Genomic DNA, 16,621 nt, shown 5'->3' on the forward strand with positions numbered 1-16,621 from the left:
CGGGCGGGAGCGGCGCTCGGCCGTGCGGGGGCCGCCTTGGGCGCCGCGGTGATGCGGCCCTTCGTGCCGGCCGGGATGTCGAGGTCCTCGAACAGGTGCGGGCTCGACGAGTACGTCTCGAGCGGCTCGGGCTGGCCGAAGTCGAGCGCGCGGTTGATGAGGGCCCACTTGTGCAGGTCGTCCCAGTCGACGAAGGTCACCGCGATGCCGGTCTTGCCGGCGCGGCCGGTGCGGCCGGCGCGGTGCAGGTAGGTCTGCTCGTCGTCGGGGATCGTGTGGTTGATGACGTGGGTGACGTCGTCGACATCGATGCCGCGGGCGGCTACGTCGGTGGCGATGAGGACGTCCCGCTTGCCGGCCTTGAACGCGGCCATCGAGCGCTCGCGCGCCTCCTGGCTCATGTCGCCGTGGACCGCCCCGGCGCTGAAGCCGCGGTCGTTCAGTTCGTCGACGAGGCGCTGCGCGGCGCGCTTGGTGCGCGTGAAGATGACGGTCTTGCCGCGGCCCTCGGCCTGCAGGATGCGGGCGATGACCTCGTCCTTGTCGAGCGAGTGCGCGCGGTACACGAGGTGCTTGATGTTGGCCTGCGTGAGGCCCTCGTCGGGGTCGCTCGCGCGGATGTGGATCGGGTTCGACATGAACCGGCGCGCGAGGGCGACGATCGGCCCGGGCATCGTCGCCGAGTAGAGCATGGTGTGGCGGACGGGCGCGACCTTCTGGAAGATCTTCTCGATGTCGGGGAGGAAGCCGAGGTCGAGCATCTTGTCGGCCTCGTCGAGGACGACCTCGGTCGCGTTCGAGAGGTCGAGGAGCCGCTGGTTGTTGAGGTCGATGAGGCGACCGGGGGTGCCGACGACGATCTGCGCGCCGGCCTTGAGCTGATCGATCTGACCCTCGTAGGCCTTGCCGCCGTAGATGGCGACGACGCTGGTGGCGCGGCCGGAGGTCAGCATGTCCATGTCCTCGTAGACCTGGACGGCCAGCTCGCGCGTCGGGACGACGATGAGGGCCTTGACGCCGGGCTCGGGGTTCAGGCCGAGTCGCTGGACGACGGGGATGCCGAAGCCGAAGGTCTTGCCGGTGCCGGTCTTGGCCTGGCCGATGATGTCCTGGCCGGGGAGGCCGAGCGGGATCGTCTGCTCCTGGATGGGGAACGTGTCGACGATGCCCTTGGCGGCGAGGGTGTCGACGATGTCCTGGTCGACGCCGAGCTCTGCGAACGTGGTCATGCTTTCCGTGCCTGTCTGGCGGTGAGATGCCGCCGTGATGAGGGGTCCACGCCCTTCACTCAGCCCCAGGCGCGGGGTCCCGATCCGACGCCGGGACCCCACCACCCTACCGGAGGGGGCCGCCGCGCCCCGTAGGCTGGTGCCGTGGTGAGGTGGTTCTGGCAGCGACGGCGGCCCCCCGGGCGCACCCTGCGGCTGCGTTCGCGCGACGAGGCGAGCGACGTCCGGCGCGTCGATTTCGAGCAGCTCGCTCCCGACCTCGCCACCTATCTCGGTCAGGCGGCCTACCTGCAGCTCGGCTACGTCGAGACCCTCAGCTCGCTCATCGAGCGCAGCCCCGAGCTCGGGCACAAGGAGTCGCTCTCCCGCGCGGCCGGCGCCGCGCTGTTCAAGCACCAGGCACTCGTCGCCCTCATCCGGGACCGCGGCGACGACCCGCTCGAGCTGATGCTGCCGTTCCGCGAGCCCCTCGACGCCTTCCGCCGGGCCACCCACGGCGCGCGGCCCCTCGAGACGATGCTGTCGGTCCACCTGACGGCGGGCCTGCTCGACGACTTCTATCTGTCCCTGTCCGGCAGCTACGGCGAGACCGGACGTCGTGCGGCCGCGATCCTCCGAGCGGATGCCGACCGCGCCCCGCTCGTGGGCATCATCACCGACGCGATCTCGGACGACGACGAACTGCGCTCCCTGCTGAGCCTGTGGGGGAGGCGCCTCGTCGGCGACACCCTCCTGGTCGCGCGCGGCGCGCTGCGGTCGAGCACGACCGAGCGCCCGGGAGCGCTCGACGTCGACGACGAGAAGCAGGTTGAGCCGGTGTTCACCCAGCTGCTGGGGGCCCACTCGCGCCGGATGACGAGCATCGGCCTCGACGCCTGAGACCGGCGGCGAGCCGCGGAGGGCGGCGGGTGTGCGCCGGGATCAGGCGATGCCGAGCTCGTGACGGGTCCGGGCGTCCCGCGCCGCCCGCGTGCGGGTGAGGAGCACGAGGACCGCCGCGGTGAGAACGATCGGCACGAGGGTGCTGGCGAGCCAGATCCACGCCGCATCCGGCCCGAGACCCGCCCAGGTGAGTGCGGTCCACGTCGCGGTGCCGAGGGCGGCGCCGAGCAGCGGCCCGATCGCGACGCCGCGGAGCGCGCGCTGCGGCAGGGCGAAGTGGACGGCCGTCCCCGCGATCGCCCCGAAGACCAGCGCCAGGACGACGAGCATGTCAGGCGACGAAGCCCACGCGACGCGACTGGTCGGTCCCGACCTCGACGAACGCGATGCCGGCCGTGGGGATGACGTAGGTGGCGCCCTTGGAATCGGTGAGGGTCACGTAGGTCGCGCCGCTGTCGAGAGCGGCGGTGACGGTCTGCTTCACGGCGTCGGCCGTCTCGTTCGAGTCGAAGCCGAGCTCGCGCGAGTTCGCGATGCCGATGCGGATCTCCACGGTGATGCCTGCCTTTCCCGGCCCGGGTCTCCGGGCGCGTCTCGAGCCTACGACACCGGCTCCCGGCCCGGACGCGCGGGCCGCTCGCTGTCGGCGAACGGCCCGTCGGCGCCACGCGGGGCGCTGCGGGGCGGGTGTCCGTCGCTCCGGTTAGCGTGGAGCCCATGCCCGACCTGCCGTTCGCCCTCGACACGGCGCAGAAAGCCGTCGTGGGTCTCGAACCGGCGGCATCCGGTGTCGTGATCGGTGCGCCGGGATCGGGCAAGACGGCGACGCTCGTCTCCCGCGTCGTCGCACTCATCGACGACGGGATGCGTCCCGACGAGGTCGTCGTGCTCACCCCGACACGGACGGCCGCGACCGCGTTGCGCGACCGGCTCGCGGTCGGCGTGCGCGTCGCCACGAGCGGTCCGCTCGCGCGATCCGTCCCCGCCTTCGCCTACCAGGTGGTCCGGTCGCACGCCGTCCACGCGGGCGACGAACCGCCGCAGCTGCTCACCGGGCCCGACGAGGACCGGATCATCGGCGATCTGCTGGCGGGCGACGCCGAGGACGAGGCCGACGGCCCGTCGCGCTGGCCGGAATGGCTGCCCGCCGACATCCGCAGCACTCCGGGGCTCCGGGCCGAGATCCGTGCCTTCCTCGCCGAGATGACGACGCTCGGCATCGAGCCCGAGGAACTCGCCGCGCGCGCGGCGGCGACGGACCGTCCGGTCTGGGCGTCGCTCGCCTCGTTCGCGCGGGAGTACCGCTCGGTCCGCGCGCGCATGCGCGGCGCCCACCGCGACGCGGCGGGGCTCGTGCGCGAGGCGGTCGGGCTCCTCCGCAACGCCCCCGCCGGCTCGCCGGCGCTCGGCGCGGTGGCGGGACTGCGGGCGATCCTCGTGGACGACGCGCAGGAGCTGACCCTCGGCGGCGTGGAACTGCTCGAGGCGTGCCGACGGCGGGGGATCGCCGTGCTCGCCTTCGGAGACCCCGACGTGGGTTCGGGATCCTTCCGCGGCGCGCGCCCGGAGAACTTCGCCCGTCTCGCGACGCGGACGCACGTCCTGGACCGCATCCACCGCGGCATGCCCGCCCAGCGGGACCTCGTCGCCCAGGTCACCTCGCGCATCGGCGCCGCGGGACTGGTCGCCCACCGGCATCCGCCCGTCGGGGTCGAACCCGACGAGAGCCTGCGCGCCTTCGCACTCCGCTCCGGAGCGGAGGAGGTCGACCTCATCGCACGCCTGCTGCGCGAACGGCATGTCCACGACGGCGTCCCCTGGGAGCAGCTGGCGGTCATCGCGCACGACTCCCGACAGGTGACGGCGCTCGAGGCGGAGCTGTCGGCGCGCGACGTCCCGACCGCGGCGGTGGGGCCTGCGCGCGCCCTCGCCGAGACGCCCATCGTCCGGGATCTCCTTCGGGCGGTCGACCTCGCGGCCGTCTCCGCGGAGTCACGCAGCGACGACGAGGTGCTCGACGTGCTCGTCGGCGGCGGTCTCGACCCCGTCGAACTCCGCCGGCTCCGGGCGGCGCTGCGGCACGCGGAGCTGCGCCGCGGCGGCGAGCGGTCCGCGCGCGAGCTGCTCGCGTCGGGGGTGCGTCATCCCGTGGAATTCGACGTGGTGGACACCCCGGAGGCCCGGCGCGCCGCACGACTGTCGCGCACGCTGGCCGAGGTCGCCGAGCAGATCCGGGCCGGCGCGACGGCGCACGAGCTGCTGTGGACCGTGTGGGAGCAGCGCGGGCTGGAGCGGCAGCTGCGCACGCTGGCCGACGGTCAGGGACCGCTGGCCGACCAGGCCCGTCGCGACCTCGACGCCGTCGTGGCGCTCTTCGAAGCGGCCAAGCGGCACGGCGAGCGGAAGGACGGGACCGCGCCGATCGACCACCTGCGCGCGCTGCTGCACTCCGAGGTCGCGGAGGATCGCCTCCGCACCGGCACCGTCGCCAGCGGCGTGCAGATCTCGACGCCTGCCGCGGCGCTCGGCCTCGAGTTCGACACCGTCGTCGTCGCCGGCGTGCAGGACGGCGTCTGGCCGAACCTGCGGCTGCGAGGGAGCCTCCTCGAGACGGCGCGGTTGGCCGAGGAGGACACCGACCTCGACACCGCCGACCGACGTCGCGCGGTGCTGCACGACGAGCTGCGGCTCTTCGCCCGCGCCGTATCGCGCGCCCGCTCCCGGTTGATCGTCACCGCCGTCGACGACGACGACACCGGTCCGAGCGTCCTGTTCGACCTCCTCCCGCCCGCCTCTCCGGCGCCGCGCTCGGCGGAGCACCCCCTCACGCTGCGGGGACTCGTCGCCGCGCACCGCCGCCGGCTCACCGACCCGCGGTCGTCGGAGTCCGACCGGGAGGATGCCGCGGGCCAGCTCGCGCTCCTCGCCGCGGCGGGTGTGCCGGGCGCGCATCCGGCGCAGTGGTACGGCCTCGCGGAACCCACGAGCACCGCGCCGCTGCGGGATCTCGACGTCGCGCCGCTGCGCGTGTCGCCCTCCCGCATCCATGCCCTCGAGCAGTGCCAGCTCGACTGGGCGATCGGCGACCTCGGCGGGGATCCCGGCACGGCCGTCGCCGGGCTCGGGACGCTGCTGCACGGCGCGCTCGAGCACGTCGCGACGGCGGACGAGGAGGCGCTGTGGTCGTACGTCGAGGACGGCTGGTCTCAGCTGGAGTTCGAGGCGCCTTGGATCGATGAGGCGGAGCGCCGTCGCGCGCGGGACCTCGTGACCCGGCTCGCCGCGTACCTGCGCGACACCGAGCGGGCGGGCACGACGCTCGTCGGCGCCGAACCGCACTTCGAGGTCGAGCTCCCGGTGCCGGATGCCGCGCACCCGGCGATCCTCTCGGGGTACATCGACCGCGTCGAACGCACCCGGGACGGACGCGTCGTGATCGTCGACCTGAAGACGGGGCGCAGCGAGGCGACGGGTGAGCGCGCCGCCCTCGAGAACCCGCAGCTCGCGGCCTACCAGCTGGCCTTCGAGCGCGGTGCGATCCCCGCGGCGGCGGGAGCGGAGCCCGGGGGTGCGAAACTCCTCGTCCTGAAGGGCACCCGTCACGGCCCGTACGCCGAGCCGAGGCAGGAGCCTTTCGACGACGAGACGCGGGCCGCGTTCCTGGGACGCGTCGACGAGGCGGTGCGGATCATGCGCGGCACATCGTTCGTCGCCCCGTTCGAGGAGCACTGCCGTGACGACCACACCCGCGGACTCTGCCGCATCCACACGATCGGACCGGTGAGCTCGGCGTGACCCCCGCACTCCTGAGTCCCGAGGCCGTTGCGGCGGCCCTCGGGCAGTTCCCGCCGACGGCGGAGCAGTCGGCCGTCATCTCCGCGCCGCTGGCGCCGGCGCTCGTGGTCGCGGGTGCCGGCAGCGGCAAGACCGAGACGATGGCCGGTCGTGTCGTCTGGCTCGTCGCGAACGGTCTCGTGCGCCGGGACGAGGTGCTGGGGCTCACCTTCACGCGCAAGGCCGCCGGCGAACTCGCGGAACGGATCGGTTCGCGGCTGCGTCGCCTCGGGGAGTTCGAGCGGCGCGGCCTGCTCCCGCACCTCGGTCGGCTCCACGCCGAGGGGCGGCTCGCGGTGTTCGGCGAGCTCGAGCGGTCCGGTGCTCCCGAGTCCGCTCGGCGTGCGGCGCTCGACGCCCTCGCACCCGAGTCGCCCGGCGGTGACGGCGCGGACGCCCTGCTCGAGCGGCCGGCGGTGTCGACGTACAACAGCTTCGCCGACGCCATCGTCCGCGAGAACGCCGTCCGCATCGGTCGTGATGCCGAGGCGGTCGTGATGAGCGAGTCGGCGGCGTGGCTGCTCATGCGGCAGGTCGTGCTCTCCTCCGACGACCCCCGTCTGCCCGATCGCGCCGAGCGTCCGTCGACCATCATCGACGCGGCGCTGCGGATCGCCCGCGACAGCGTCGACAACCTCGTCGAGCTGGACGACCTCGACGCGTTCTCGACGGCCTTCCAGGACGTCCTCGAGCGTCCCAGCCAGCGCGCCGGGACCTCCGTCTACGCCGAGGTGCGGACGGCGGCCGAGAAGGTGTCGGGCCTGTCCGTGCTCGTCGCCCTCGCGCGGACGTACGAGGCCGAGAAGCGCCGCCGCGGGCTCATCGACTTCTCCGATCAGGTCGCCGGGGCGCTCCAGGTGGTCCGGTCGCATCCGGCGGTGGCCGCGGAGCTGCGCGAGCGGTACCGGGTCGTCCTGCTGGACGAGTATCAGGACACGTCGGTCGTGCAGACCGACCTGCTCGCGACCCTCTTCCGGGGCACCGCCGTCATGGCCGTCGGCGATCCGCACCAGTCGATCTACGGCTGGCGCGGGGCGAGCGCGGGGAACCTGGGCGACTTCGCCCGTTCGTTCGATCCGGATGCCGCCGGCCGCAGCTACGCGCTCCTCACCAGTTGGCGCAACGGCGTCGACATCCTGCGCGCCGCGGGTGCGGTGCTCGCTCCGCTGGACGCCCCCGTCGAGGTGGGCTCCCTCCGGCCGCGTCCGGGGGCGCCGGCGGGGCGGGTCGACATCGTGGTGGAGGACGACCTCGACGCCGAGGCGGATGCCGTCGCGGCGTGGTTCGCGGATGTCCGGGACGAGCGTCACCGCGCGGGACGGGCGACGACGGGCGCGGTCCTGCTGCGCAGCAAGAAGCACATGCTGCGCTTCGCGGACGCGCTCGGGCGTCGCGGCATCCCTCATCGCATCCTGGGGCTCGGCGGACTGCTCTCGACCCCGGAGGTCGTCGACGTCGTCTCCGCGCTGCGGGTCATCAGCGATCCGCGGTCCGGCTCCGCGCTCATCCGGCTGCTCGCCGGTCCGCGGTGGTCCGTGGGGCTCGCGGACCTCCGCGAACTCGCGCAGGTCGCGGCGCGGCTGGTGCGGCACGACACCGCGCTGCAGCCGCTGCCGACCGAGCTCGCCGAGATCATCCGCGCCTCCGCAGGCGACGAGGGCGGTTCGCTCGTCGCCGCGCTCGACTTCGTCGCGCGGCAGAAGCCCGACCACGGCTGGCTGGCCGGGTTCACGCCCGCCGCCCGGGAGCGGCTGCGCGACGCCGGAGCCGTCTTCGCGGGTTTGCGCCGGGCCGCGGGGCTTCCGATCCCCGAGCTCGTGCGACTCATCGAGAACGAGCTCCGCCTCGACATCGAACTCGCGGCGAACGAGTCGCGCGGACCCGCGCGTACGGCCTCCGATCAGCTGCGCGCGTTCGTCGACGAGCTGCACGGGTTCTTGCAGACCGACGACCGCGGCTCGCTGCCCAGCCTGCTCGCCTGGCTCGACCGGGCCGAGCGCATCGACGAGTTCGCGCCCCGGACGGAGCCGCCCGAGGACGACGTCGTCCAATTGCTCACGATCCACGGATCCAAGGGCTTGGAATGGGATGCCGTCGCCGTCGTCCGTGCCGTCGAGGACGAGCTGCCCGCCGCACTCCGGGATGCGCAGGGATGGCTCGGCTTCGGCGTCCTGCCGTACTCCTTCCGCGGCGACCGCGAGTGGCTGCCCGCGTTCCTGTGGTCGGCGCACGACGCGCCGACGCAGCAAGATCTCAAGCGGGAGCACGCGGCGTTCAAGGACGGCATCCGCGAGCGTCACCTCGCCGAGGAACGGCGGCTCGCGTACGTCGCGGTGACGCGGGCCCGCGAGCACCTGCTCATCTCGGCGTCCCCCTGGGCGGGGACGAAGAAGCCGCGCGTCGTGAGCCGGTTCGTCCGTGAGATCGCGGACGAACTCGAGGCGCCCCTGCCCGAGTCGGAGACGACGGAGAACCCGTACGAGGGGGCGCGAGCGACCCTCGAGTGGCCGATCGACCCGCTCGGGGCGCGGTCGGCGCGGGTGCGGGATGCGGCGGCGCGGGTGCGGCAGGCGATGGCGGCCGCCCCGGCGACACCCGCGCGCGACCTCGAGCTCCTGCTGGCCGAGCGGGCCGCCCGGGCCGCGGGGCGGTCGCCGCACGCACCGACGCGCATCCCGGCATCCCGATTCAAGGACTTCGTGGCGGACTACGGCGCGGCCGCGATCGCGGCGGCCCGGCCGCTGCCCGAGCGTCCCTACCGTCAGACGCGGCTGGGCACGCTCTTCCACGCGTGGGTCGAGCAACGTTCCGGACTGGTGGGCCGCGCGCGGTCGGCCGACGACGTCCTCTGGGACGACGACGAGGACGCGACCTCGGCGTCGCCGGCGGACGCAGAGGCGCTCGACCGGCTGCGCGAGGCGTTCCTCGCCTCGGAGTGGGCGGATCTGCAGCCGATCGAGGTCGAGACCGAGATCGACTTCGTCGAACCGGATCCGCTCGGCGACGGCCGGCCGCACGTCGTCATCTGCAAGCTCGACGCCGTCTACCGCCGGGGCGACCGGATCGAGATCGTGGACTGGAAGACCGGGCGCCCGCCCCGCACCGCGGCGGAGCGCACCGAGCGGATGCTGCAGCTCGAGCTCTACCGGCGGGCGTACCACGCGAAACACGGCGTGCCGATGGAACGGATCGACGTCGCGCTGTTCTACGTCGCCGACGGACTCATCCTGCGCGGCTGAACCGGCGTGCGGTCCGGGGAGGGGTCAGGCCGTGCCCGTCCACCGGCGCAGCGCGTTCTTCGCGGCGTCGTCGGGATCGCTCTCCTCGGCGGCGGGTGCGTCGTCGGTCCCCGGCCAGTCGCTGAACTCGATCGGCTCGGTCTCCTGGTCGACGGTGTCAGACGCGGCCGTGGCGTCGGCGTCCTCGTCGAGGAGGCCGTCGATGAGACCGGGGTCGTAGGCGTCGGTGTGCATCGAGGTGTCGACGGCCTCGGCCGCGCCGGCGGGGACGCGCCCGAGCGCGGCGATGGCGTCGTCGACGCTGATCGTCCCGCTGCCGATCGGCGGTTCGTCGCGGACGCTCTCGTCCAGCGACTCGAGCAGCGCCACGGCATCCGCGGTCACCGTCTCGGAGGCGGAATCGTGTCCGTGGACGAGCCACTTCGCGAACTCGAGCTCGGCGTGCAGGCGGGCCCGCTCGGCGAGCATGGTGTCGGGGGAGCGGCCGGCGGCGGCGCTGTAGGCGACGACGACGTCGGATGCCGCGTCGGGGGCGCTCGCGATCCAGCGCAGGTCCTCGGCCGGGTCTCCGATGCTCAGGCCGCCCCACGTCAGCAGCCCCGAGACCGTCGGCACCCCGTCGACGTCGGTCAGGGTGAAGGCGGACGGGTCGACGCCACCCAGGGTGACGGTGGGCTCGACGTTCCAGAGCGCGTCGAGGGCGACGGCGCGGCTCCAGCGGCGGAGCAGGCCGAACGGCAGACGGCCCGTCGCCTCGGCGCGGTCGAGCAGGCGCTCGGTGTCGGTGCGGACCTGCGCCGCGGTGCGGGCGGGGAGCCCCGCGCCCTGCACGATCGAGGTCGGCAGGTCGTGGATGCCGGCGATCGCCGCCGCGAGGGCGGTCGCCACCCCGCGACCCGGCGGAACGTGCGCGGCATCGACCCGGTAGCCCGGCAGGTAGGTCTGTACGCGGGCCGTGCGGGTGCCGAGGCGCGCCTGTCCGACGTGCTCGGGAGCCCGGAAGGGCAGCATGGCGCGGACCCCCGCCGTGAGGGCGGCCAGCGCCGTCGTCTCTCGGACGGCCTCGGCTTCGGCCTCGTCGCTCTCGGGGACACGCACCACGAGGCGAGAGCCGTCGTCGAGGTGGACGACGGCGCTGTCGAAACGCCGGCCCGCTCCCTCGGTGAGGGCGGCGGCGCCCGTGATGGCCGTGCGCACACCCGTCGCCTGCGAGAGAGCCGCCGTGGCAGCCGCGGCTAGAGTGAGAGGAGAGCGTGCCATGCCCCCCAGGGTAGGCGGGGCACGCCCCCGCGCACCGGCGCCACGCCCGCAAGAGAGGTCCTCGATGACGACGAAGGACGTCCCGCCGCCCCTGGCGCGCGCGGTCATCGACCGTGCGGCGCAGGAGCGACTCGACGACGGTCTGCTCGACCGCATCCGTACCGATGCCGACACCCGCGTTTTGTTGCTGCACGGGGACCGCGCCCCCGTCGGGAGCCCGGCGACGCTGCAGTGGGTCGCCCCCGACGCCGTCCCGGACGGAGCCGTATGGGCCTTCCTCGGCCGCGACGACGCGCACCGCCCCGTCGCCGTCGCAGCGCTCCCGGCATCCGCGGACGAGCCCGTGATCCCGGGCGTCGAGTGGGCGGGGCTCCGCGCGGTGGGCGGCGACCTCGACGCCGACGAGGCCGGACGCTTCGTGCAGGGACTGAGCATCGGGCGGTGGTTGATCGACGCGCCGTTCTGCCCCGCGTGCGGCGGAGAGACGCGCGTCGAGCAGGCCGGCTGGTCCCGACGCTGCCTGCAGTGCGGCCGGCAGCACTTCCCGCGGACGGATCCCGCCGTGATCGTCGCCGTCGCGAGCGCCGACGGCGAGCGTCTGCTGCTCGGCCGGAACGCGGCCTGGGGCGACATCCCCACCTATTCGACGTTCGCCGGGTTCGTCGAGGCCGGCGAATCGCTGGAGACGACCGTCGAGCGTGAGGTCGCGGAGGAGGCCGGCGTCCGGCTCGATCGGATCGTGTACCGCGGGTCGCAGGCGTGGCCCTACCCGCGCTCGCTCATGCTCGGCTTCACCGCCCACGCCGTCGCGGATGCGGAGGCCCGCGCCGACGGCGAGGAGATCCTCGACGTCCGCTGGTTCACCCGCGACGAGATCCGTGACGCCCTCGCCGGCCGAGGGGAGATCCGCCTGCCCGGCCGTGCGTCCATCGCGCGCAGCCTCATCCTGCGGTGGGTGGGGGAGTGAGCGTCGACCCCCTCGCAGACCTGGACGAGCGGCAACGCGAAGCGGCGTCGACGCTGCGCGGGCACGTCTGCGTGCTCGCCGGCGCGGGGACCGGCAAGACGCGGGTCATTACCCACCGGATCGCCCACGGCGTCGACACCGGCGCGTACTCGCCGCAACGCGTCATGGCCGTGACCTTCACGACGAAGGCCGCCGGTGAACTTCGCGGCCGGCTGCGCGCCCTCGGCGTCGAGGGTGTGGCCGCGCGCACCTTCCACGCCGCCGCGCTCGCGCAGCTCAACTTCTTCTGGCCGCAGGTGGCGCGCGACACCGCTCCCGCGATCGTCGACAGCAAGGTGCGACTGCTCTCGCATGCCGCCGACGGGATCGGTCTGCGGCTGGATGCCTCCACCCTCCGCGACGTCGCGTCGCAGATCGAATGGCGCAAAGTCACGATGCGCTCGATCGAGCAGTACGCGGTCGATCGCCCCGGCGGCATCCCGGGTCTGGCCCTGGACCCCCTCATCGCCCTGCAGCGCGCCTACGAGAAGCTGAAGGACGAGCGGCGTCAGCTCGACTTCGAGGACGTGCTGCTCGCGTGCGCGGGCATGATCGAGTCGGAGCCGCGGGTCGCCGCCGCCGTCCACGAGCAGTACCGGCACTTCACGGTCGACGAGTTCCAGGACGTGTCCCCCGTGCAGAACCGGCTGCTGGAGCTGTGGCTCGGCGATCGCCGCGACCTCTGCGTCGTCGGCGACGCGAGCCAGACGATCTACTCCTTCGCCGGCGCCGATCCCCGCTACCTCCTGGACTTCGCCACGCGGGACGACGACGTGACGGTCGTGCGCCTGGAGCGCAACTACCGATCGGATGCCGCGGTCCTCGCGGTCGCCAACGAGCTGATGCGCGGGCGCCCCGGGGCACTGCAGCTCTCGACCCCCGCGCCGCCCGCCGGGCTCGCCCCCGAGGTCACCGCGTACGACGACGACGCCGCGGAGGCGGAGGGTATCGCCGCGCGGATCGCCGCGCAGCTCGCCTCCGGAGTCGACCCGCACGACGTGGCCGTCCTGTACCGGCTGAACGCGCAATCGGCGCCGCTGCTGGCCGCGCTCTCCGCCCGCGGCATCCCCGCCACCGTCCTCGGCGGCAAGCGGTTCTGGGACCTGCCCGAGGTGCGCCAGGCCCTGCTCGCCCTGCGCGGCGCCTCCGTGGCGCCGCTGTCGGGATCGTTCCTCGCGACCGTCCGCGACGTCCTCCGGTCGCTGGGGCTGACCGACGAGGCGCCGCCGGCGGGCGGGGCGTTGCGCGACGCCTGGGAGGCGCGGGCCGCCGTGCTCCGCCTCGCCGAGGAGGCGCCCGAGGGCACGACGCTCCGCGCGTTCACCGACGAGCTGACGGCGCGCGCCAAGGCGCAGCACGAGCCGACGATGCGGACGGTGACCCTCGCGACGCTGCACGCCGCGAAGGGCCTCGAGTGGCCGCACGTGCACCTCATGGGCCTCAGCGAGGGGCTGCTCCCGATCTCGTACGCGACGAGCTTCGAGCAGATCGACGAGGAGCGTCGCCTGACCTACGTGGGTGTCACGCGGGCCGCGCGTACGCTGTCGCTCTCGTGGGCTCGACGGTCGGGGAACCGGGAGCGTCAGCGCTCCAGATTCCTTCAGGAGATCGGCAGAGGCACGCTGCGTGAGGGCGGTGCGCGCGGGTCTCGCGCTGTCCGTCCGCCGCGGTGAGGACGACCGACCGTCCCGCGTCGCCGGTGCGCAGCAACCGGGCGGCCAGCGCCGCCGCCTCGACCAGCAGGAGCGGCTCGGTCGCGACGGACGGGCGCGCGAGCAGCTGAGCCGCGACGAGCGGCCAGCCCGCGTCGCGGTCGCGCCGGTCGGCGTGGAGGCACGCGATGCAGGCCGTCCGGCCCGGCACGACGAGCGGGCCGACGACGACGCGGTCGCCGGCGAGTTCGATCGGCAGATGCGGGGTGTCCTCCGCCGTGAGACGCGCGGCGCGGTGCGGATCGATCAACTGGGCGGCGACGACCACGACCGGTCCCGGCCCAGGCGGCAGCGCCCACCGCTCGCACGCGTCGATCTCCAGACCCGCGGCCGCGAGGCCCGCCACGAGGGTCGTCTCGTCGTCGTGGCCGAGGTCGGCGGGCAGCTCGATGCGGATCGGCGGGGCCGGCGCGGCGTCGGCGACCAGGGCGTCCTGGATGCGGCTGAGGAAGGCGTTCGCCTCATCCGGGCCCGCGCCGAGTTCCCGCGCGAGCGGCACGAGGCGACCGTCCGGGATGCCGTCGACCAGCGCGTCGAGCAGACGTTCCTGCCAGGGCTGCAGGCCCGTGAGCGGGCGCTCGTCGTCGATGCCGAGTTGCACGCTGGTGGGGGTGCGCCACAGCGGCGGGTGGGAGGGGGCGAGACGCAGCATGCCGCGATTCTGGCCGGGATGCCGCCGCCGGCGGGTGTGCCCTCCACAGGCCCGTCGTGCCATGGGCGCGGGCGGGGCCTGTGGAGGAGGCGCGGGTCAGACGGGGCGCGGCCCGGTGGGACCGTCGTCCCCGCCCGCGGCGTCGCCCGTGGTCGGGTCGTCCTGTCCGCCGGCCTCTTCGTCGAGCAGCGCCTCGAGCGCGTCGTCGAACGCGTCGCGCTCGGGCTCCTCGCCCCGCTGACGCGCCTGCAGTCGCGCGATGAGTCCCGCCGGTTCGTCGATGTCCTCGGCCGTGGGCATCAGGTCGGGGTAGTCCCAGAGACCGTCGCGAGCAGCGGAGCCGACGGCATCCGTCACGGCGCGCCACATGGCCGCGGCCTCCCGGAGTCGTCGCGGACGGAGCTCGAGGCCGACGAGCGACGCCATCGCCTGCTCGGCAGGACCTCCGACAGCCCGGCGACGGCGGACCGCCTCGGCGATGCGGTCGGCGGAGGGCACGCGGGTGGTCGCGTCCGCCGTGACGACGTCGACCCAGCCTTCGATGGTCGCGAGCAGGTTCTCGAGCCGGGTCAGGGCCGCGACCTGCGCCTCGGAGCGCTGCGGCAGCAGGGCGCCGCTCTCGATCGCGGCCTTCAGCTCGTCGGGGGAGGACGGGTCGAACCGCGACGCGAGGTCCTCGAGCGCGTCGGTGTCGACGTGGACGCCGCGCGCGAAGTCGGTCACCTGCGAGATGACGTGCAGGCGCAGCCACTTGGCGTGACGGAACAGGCGTGCGTGGGCGAGTTCGCGGGTGGCGAGGACGAGGGCGAGCTGGTCCTCCTCGATCTCGAGGTCGCGTCCGAAGTCGGCGAAGTTCTGCGGCAGGATCGCGGCCTCGCCGGTGGGCATGAGCGGGATGCCGACATCGCCGCCGCTGACCACCTCGAGCGAGAGCTTGCCGATCACGGCGCCCAGCTGGCCGGCGAACAGCGCCCCGCCGACGCGGCGCATCAGGCGGCCGGCGCCCTCGATGGCCGGACGCATCTCCTCCGGGGTCTGCGACTCGAGCGCCGCCATGAGGGCGTCGCTGATCGAGGTCGCCACCGGCTCGGCGAGTTCCTGCCACACGGGGAGCGTCGCCTCGACCCACTGCCCGCGGGTGATCGGGCGGGGCGTCTGAGCCAGCTCGCCGATCGTCGTCGCCTCGCTGAGCCAGAGCGAGGCCAGCGCGAAGGCCTGGTCGAACTCGGTGCGCGCCCCCGCCGTGATCCCGAGTCCGTCGCGGTTGGCGATGTGGAGTGCCTGCGTCTTCGCCGCCGACCAGTCCACGCCGTCGTCGCCGTCGGCTCCTGCCATCGCCGCCTGCAACTGGCGCATGATGCTCTGCATCATCGCCGGGTCGATCCCCATCCCCGACAGCTGCCGCAGCTGGTCGGGGTCGATCCCGCCCTGACCGCCCAGCATCCGGCGGAGCATCTCGGCGAGGTCGTCGTCGCCGGGCAGATCGTCGCCGGTCCGGTCCGCGTCATCGGTCATGTCAGGCGCCTTTCAGCAGGGGGGAGACGTCTCGTTCTACGCTAATGGCAGGTTTTCTCCGCCCGGTCCGAGCGGGAGACATCCCGTGTACGCCGGCCGCGAACGAGCGCCGGAGGAAGGACCCGCGTGTCGCTTTTCGAGGACGCCACCGCCACCCCGTCGCGCTCCACCGACCCGCGGCGCTCCAGCGGGTCACGTCGCTTCTCCGTGGGCGTCTGGGCGCTCGTGATCGCGTTGGTGGCGCTCCTGGTGCTGAGCTTCCTCCCGACCGGGTTCGTCATCCAGCGCCAGGGACCCGTCGTCAACACCCTCGGTTCGGCCGAGAACACCGACGGTGAGGAGGTCCCGCTCATCTCCGTCCGCGGCGCGGAGACCTATCCGACGGCCGGTGCCCTCGACCTCACCACCGTGCAGATCGCCGGCAACCGCGAACGCACCCCGTCGTGGTTCGAGCTGGCGATGGCGTGGTTCGACCCGTCCCAGGCGGTCCTGCCGATCGACCAGGTGTTCCCCGCCGGGACGACCACCGAGCAGCGCAACGAGGAGAACGCCGCCCTGATGGTCGACTCGCAGAAGGAGGCGACGGCGGCGGCGCTCACGCAGCTCGGCTACGAGGTCCGCTCGCACGTCGGCGTCGGCGCCCTCACGGAGGGCTCGCCCTCGAGCGGGATCCTCGAGGTCGGCGACGAGATCGTGAGCGCCGACGGGACCCCGATCGGCGACACGGCGCAGCTCCGGTCCGTCATCAACGACGGCGGGGGCGACCCGGTCGAGCTCGTCATCCGTCGCAGTGACGCCGAGCGCACGGTCTCGGTCACCCCGGTGCGCAGCGAGACGGCGGACGGCCCGGTCTGGATCATCGGGATCACGACGGCCCGCGACTTCGACTTCCCGATCGACGTGACGATCCAGCTCGACCGCATCGGCGGTCCGAGCGCCGGTCAGATGTTCGCCCTCGGGATCATCGACACCCTGACCCCCGGCGAGCTCAACGGCGGCGAGCAGGTCGCCGGCACCGGCACGATCGACTCGGCCGGCACGATCGGTCCGATCGGCGGCATCCGTCAGAAGCTCTACGGAGCGCTGGATGCCGGTGCGGACTACTTCCTCGCCCCGCAGCGCAACTGCGACGAGGTCGTCGAGCACATCCCGGGTGACCTGCGCGTCATCCCGGTCGCGACCCTGGACGACTCGCTCGCCGCCCTCGACGCCATCCGCACGGGGGAGGGCGTCGACGACCTGCCCGTGTGCACGGTCGGCTGAGCGCGGCATCCCGCCCCTGCGATTCCGCC

Annotated in this window: 11 protein-coding genes; 6 read left to right on the plus strand and 5 right to left on the minus strand. The window is 73.7% G+C overall.

Annotated features, from left to right (window positions below):
- Positions 1–1,229 (minus strand): DEAD/DEAH box helicase (locus tag NH287_RS01285; RefSeq protein WP_253034166.1); only part of this gene is annotated, 1,229 nt, incomplete at its 3' end.
- Positions 1,230–1,373: 144 nt separating this feature from the next.
- Between NH287_RS01285 and NH287_RS01290 the strand changes: the two genes are divergently transcribed.
- Complete coding sequence (locus NH287_RS01290) at positions 1,374–2,108, plus strand: ferritin-like fold-containing protein (RefSeq protein WP_064001823.1); 735 nt, start codon at positions 1,374–1,376, stop codon at positions 2,106–2,108.
- Positions 2,109–2,150: 42 nt separating this feature from the next.
- On the opposite strand, the gene NH287_RS01295 is transcribed toward NH287_RS01290, so the two are convergent.
- A complete protein-coding gene (locus NH287_RS01295; RefSeq protein WP_253034167.1) occupies positions 2,151–2,441 on the minus strand; it encodes a hypothetical protein in 291 nt (96 codons plus the stop codon).
- Between the two features lies 1 nt (position 2,442).
- Positions 2,443–2,664: a DUF3107 domain-containing protein gene (locus NH287_RS01300; protein WP_064001825.1), complete on the minus strand. Its 222-nt coding sequence runs from the start codon at positions 2,662–2,664 to the stop codon at positions 2,443–2,445.
- Between the two features lie 164 nt (positions 2,665–2,828).
- On the opposite strand from NH287_RS01300, the gene NH287_RS01305 reads away from it, so the two are divergent.
- On the plus strand, positions 2,829–5,906 hold the full coding sequence (locus NH287_RS01305) for an ATP-dependent DNA helicase (RefSeq protein WP_253034168.1): 3,078 nt from the start codon (positions 2,829–2,831) through the stop codon (positions 5,904–5,906).
- On the plus strand, positions 5,903–9,184 hold the full coding sequence (locus NH287_RS01310; RefSeq protein ID WP_253034169.1) for an ATP-dependent DNA helicase: 3,282 nt from the start codon (positions 5,903–5,905) through the stop codon (positions 9,182–9,184). Before NH287_RS01305 ends, NH287_RS01310 begins: the two co-directional genes overlap by 4 nt.
- 24 nt (positions 9,185–9,208) lie before the next feature.
- On the opposite strand, the gene NH287_RS01315 is transcribed toward NH287_RS01310, so the two are convergent.
- Positions 9,209–10,444 (minus strand): phosphotransferase, encoded by a 1,236-nt coding sequence (locus NH287_RS01315; RefSeq protein ID WP_253034170.1) that lies wholly within the window; start codon positions 10,442–10,444, stop codon positions 9,209–9,211.
- 64 nt (positions 10,445–10,508) lie between these two features.
- Here NH287_RS01315 and nudC point away from each other — a divergent pair, with 64 nt between their 5' ends.
- Together nudC and NH287_RS01325 are read left to right on the plus strand one after the other, a co-directional pair.
- Positions 10,509–11,411 carry an NAD(+) diphosphatase gene (gene nudC, locus NH287_RS01320; protein ID WP_253034171.1) on the plus strand — a complete coding sequence of 301 codons (903 nt, stop codon included), beginning with the start codon at positions 10,509–10,511 and terminating at the stop codon, positions 11,409–11,411.
- Positions 11,408–13,123, plus strand: coding sequence for an ATP-dependent helicase (locus tag NH287_RS01325; RefSeq protein WP_253034172.1), 1,716 nt, complete (start codon positions 11,408–11,410; stop codon positions 13,121–13,123). The genes nudC and NH287_RS01325 overlap by 4 nt, the downstream gene beginning before the upstream one ends.
- A 787-nt stretch (positions 13,124–13,910) precedes the next feature.
- Here the strand turns inward: NH287_RS01325 and NH287_RS01330 are convergent.
- Positions 13,911–15,329, minus strand: coding sequence for a zinc-dependent metalloprotease (locus tag NH287_RS01330; RefSeq protein ID WP_253034173.1), 1,419 nt, complete (start codon positions 15,327–15,329; stop codon positions 13,911–13,913).
- A gap of 126 nt (positions 15,330–15,455) precedes the next feature.
- Here NH287_RS01330 and NH287_RS01335 point away from each other — a divergent pair, with 126 nt between their 5' ends.
- Positions 15,456–16,592, plus strand: coding sequence for a S16 family serine protease (locus tag NH287_RS01335; RefSeq protein WP_253034174.1), 1,137 nt, complete (start codon positions 15,456–15,458; stop codon positions 16,590–16,592).
- Positions 16,593–16,621 lie beyond the last annotated feature (29 nt).

The sequence above is a fragment of the Microbacterium sp. CnD16-F genome, assembly GCF_024124465.1.
Taxonomy (GTDB): Bacteria; Actinomycetota; Actinomycetes; order Actinomycetales; family Microbacteriaceae; genus Microbacterium; species Microbacterium gawkjiense.

Excerpts from the sequence above, each read along its gene's own strand:
- NH287_RS01295 (WP_253034167.1), bottom strand. The coding sequence starts at position 2,441 with ATGCTCGTCGTCCTGGCGCTGGTCTTCGGGGCGATCGCGGGGACGGCC.
- NH287_RS01330 (WP_253034173.1), bottom strand. The coding sequence starts at position 15,329 with ATGACCGATGACGCGGACCGGACCGGCGACGATCTGCCCGGCGACGAC.
- NH287_RS01315 (WP_253034170.1), bottom strand. The coding sequence starts at position 10,444 with ATGGCACGCTCTCCTCTCACTCTAGCCGCGGCTGCCACGGCGGCTCTC.
- nudC (WP_253034171.1), top strand. The coding sequence starts at position 10,509 with ATGACGACGAAGGACGTCCCGCCGCCCCTGGCGCGCGCGGTCATCGAC.
- NH287_RS01305 (WP_253034168.1), top strand. The coding sequence starts at position 2,829 with ATGCCCGACCTGCCGTTCGCCCTCGACACGGCGCAGAAAGCCGTCGTG.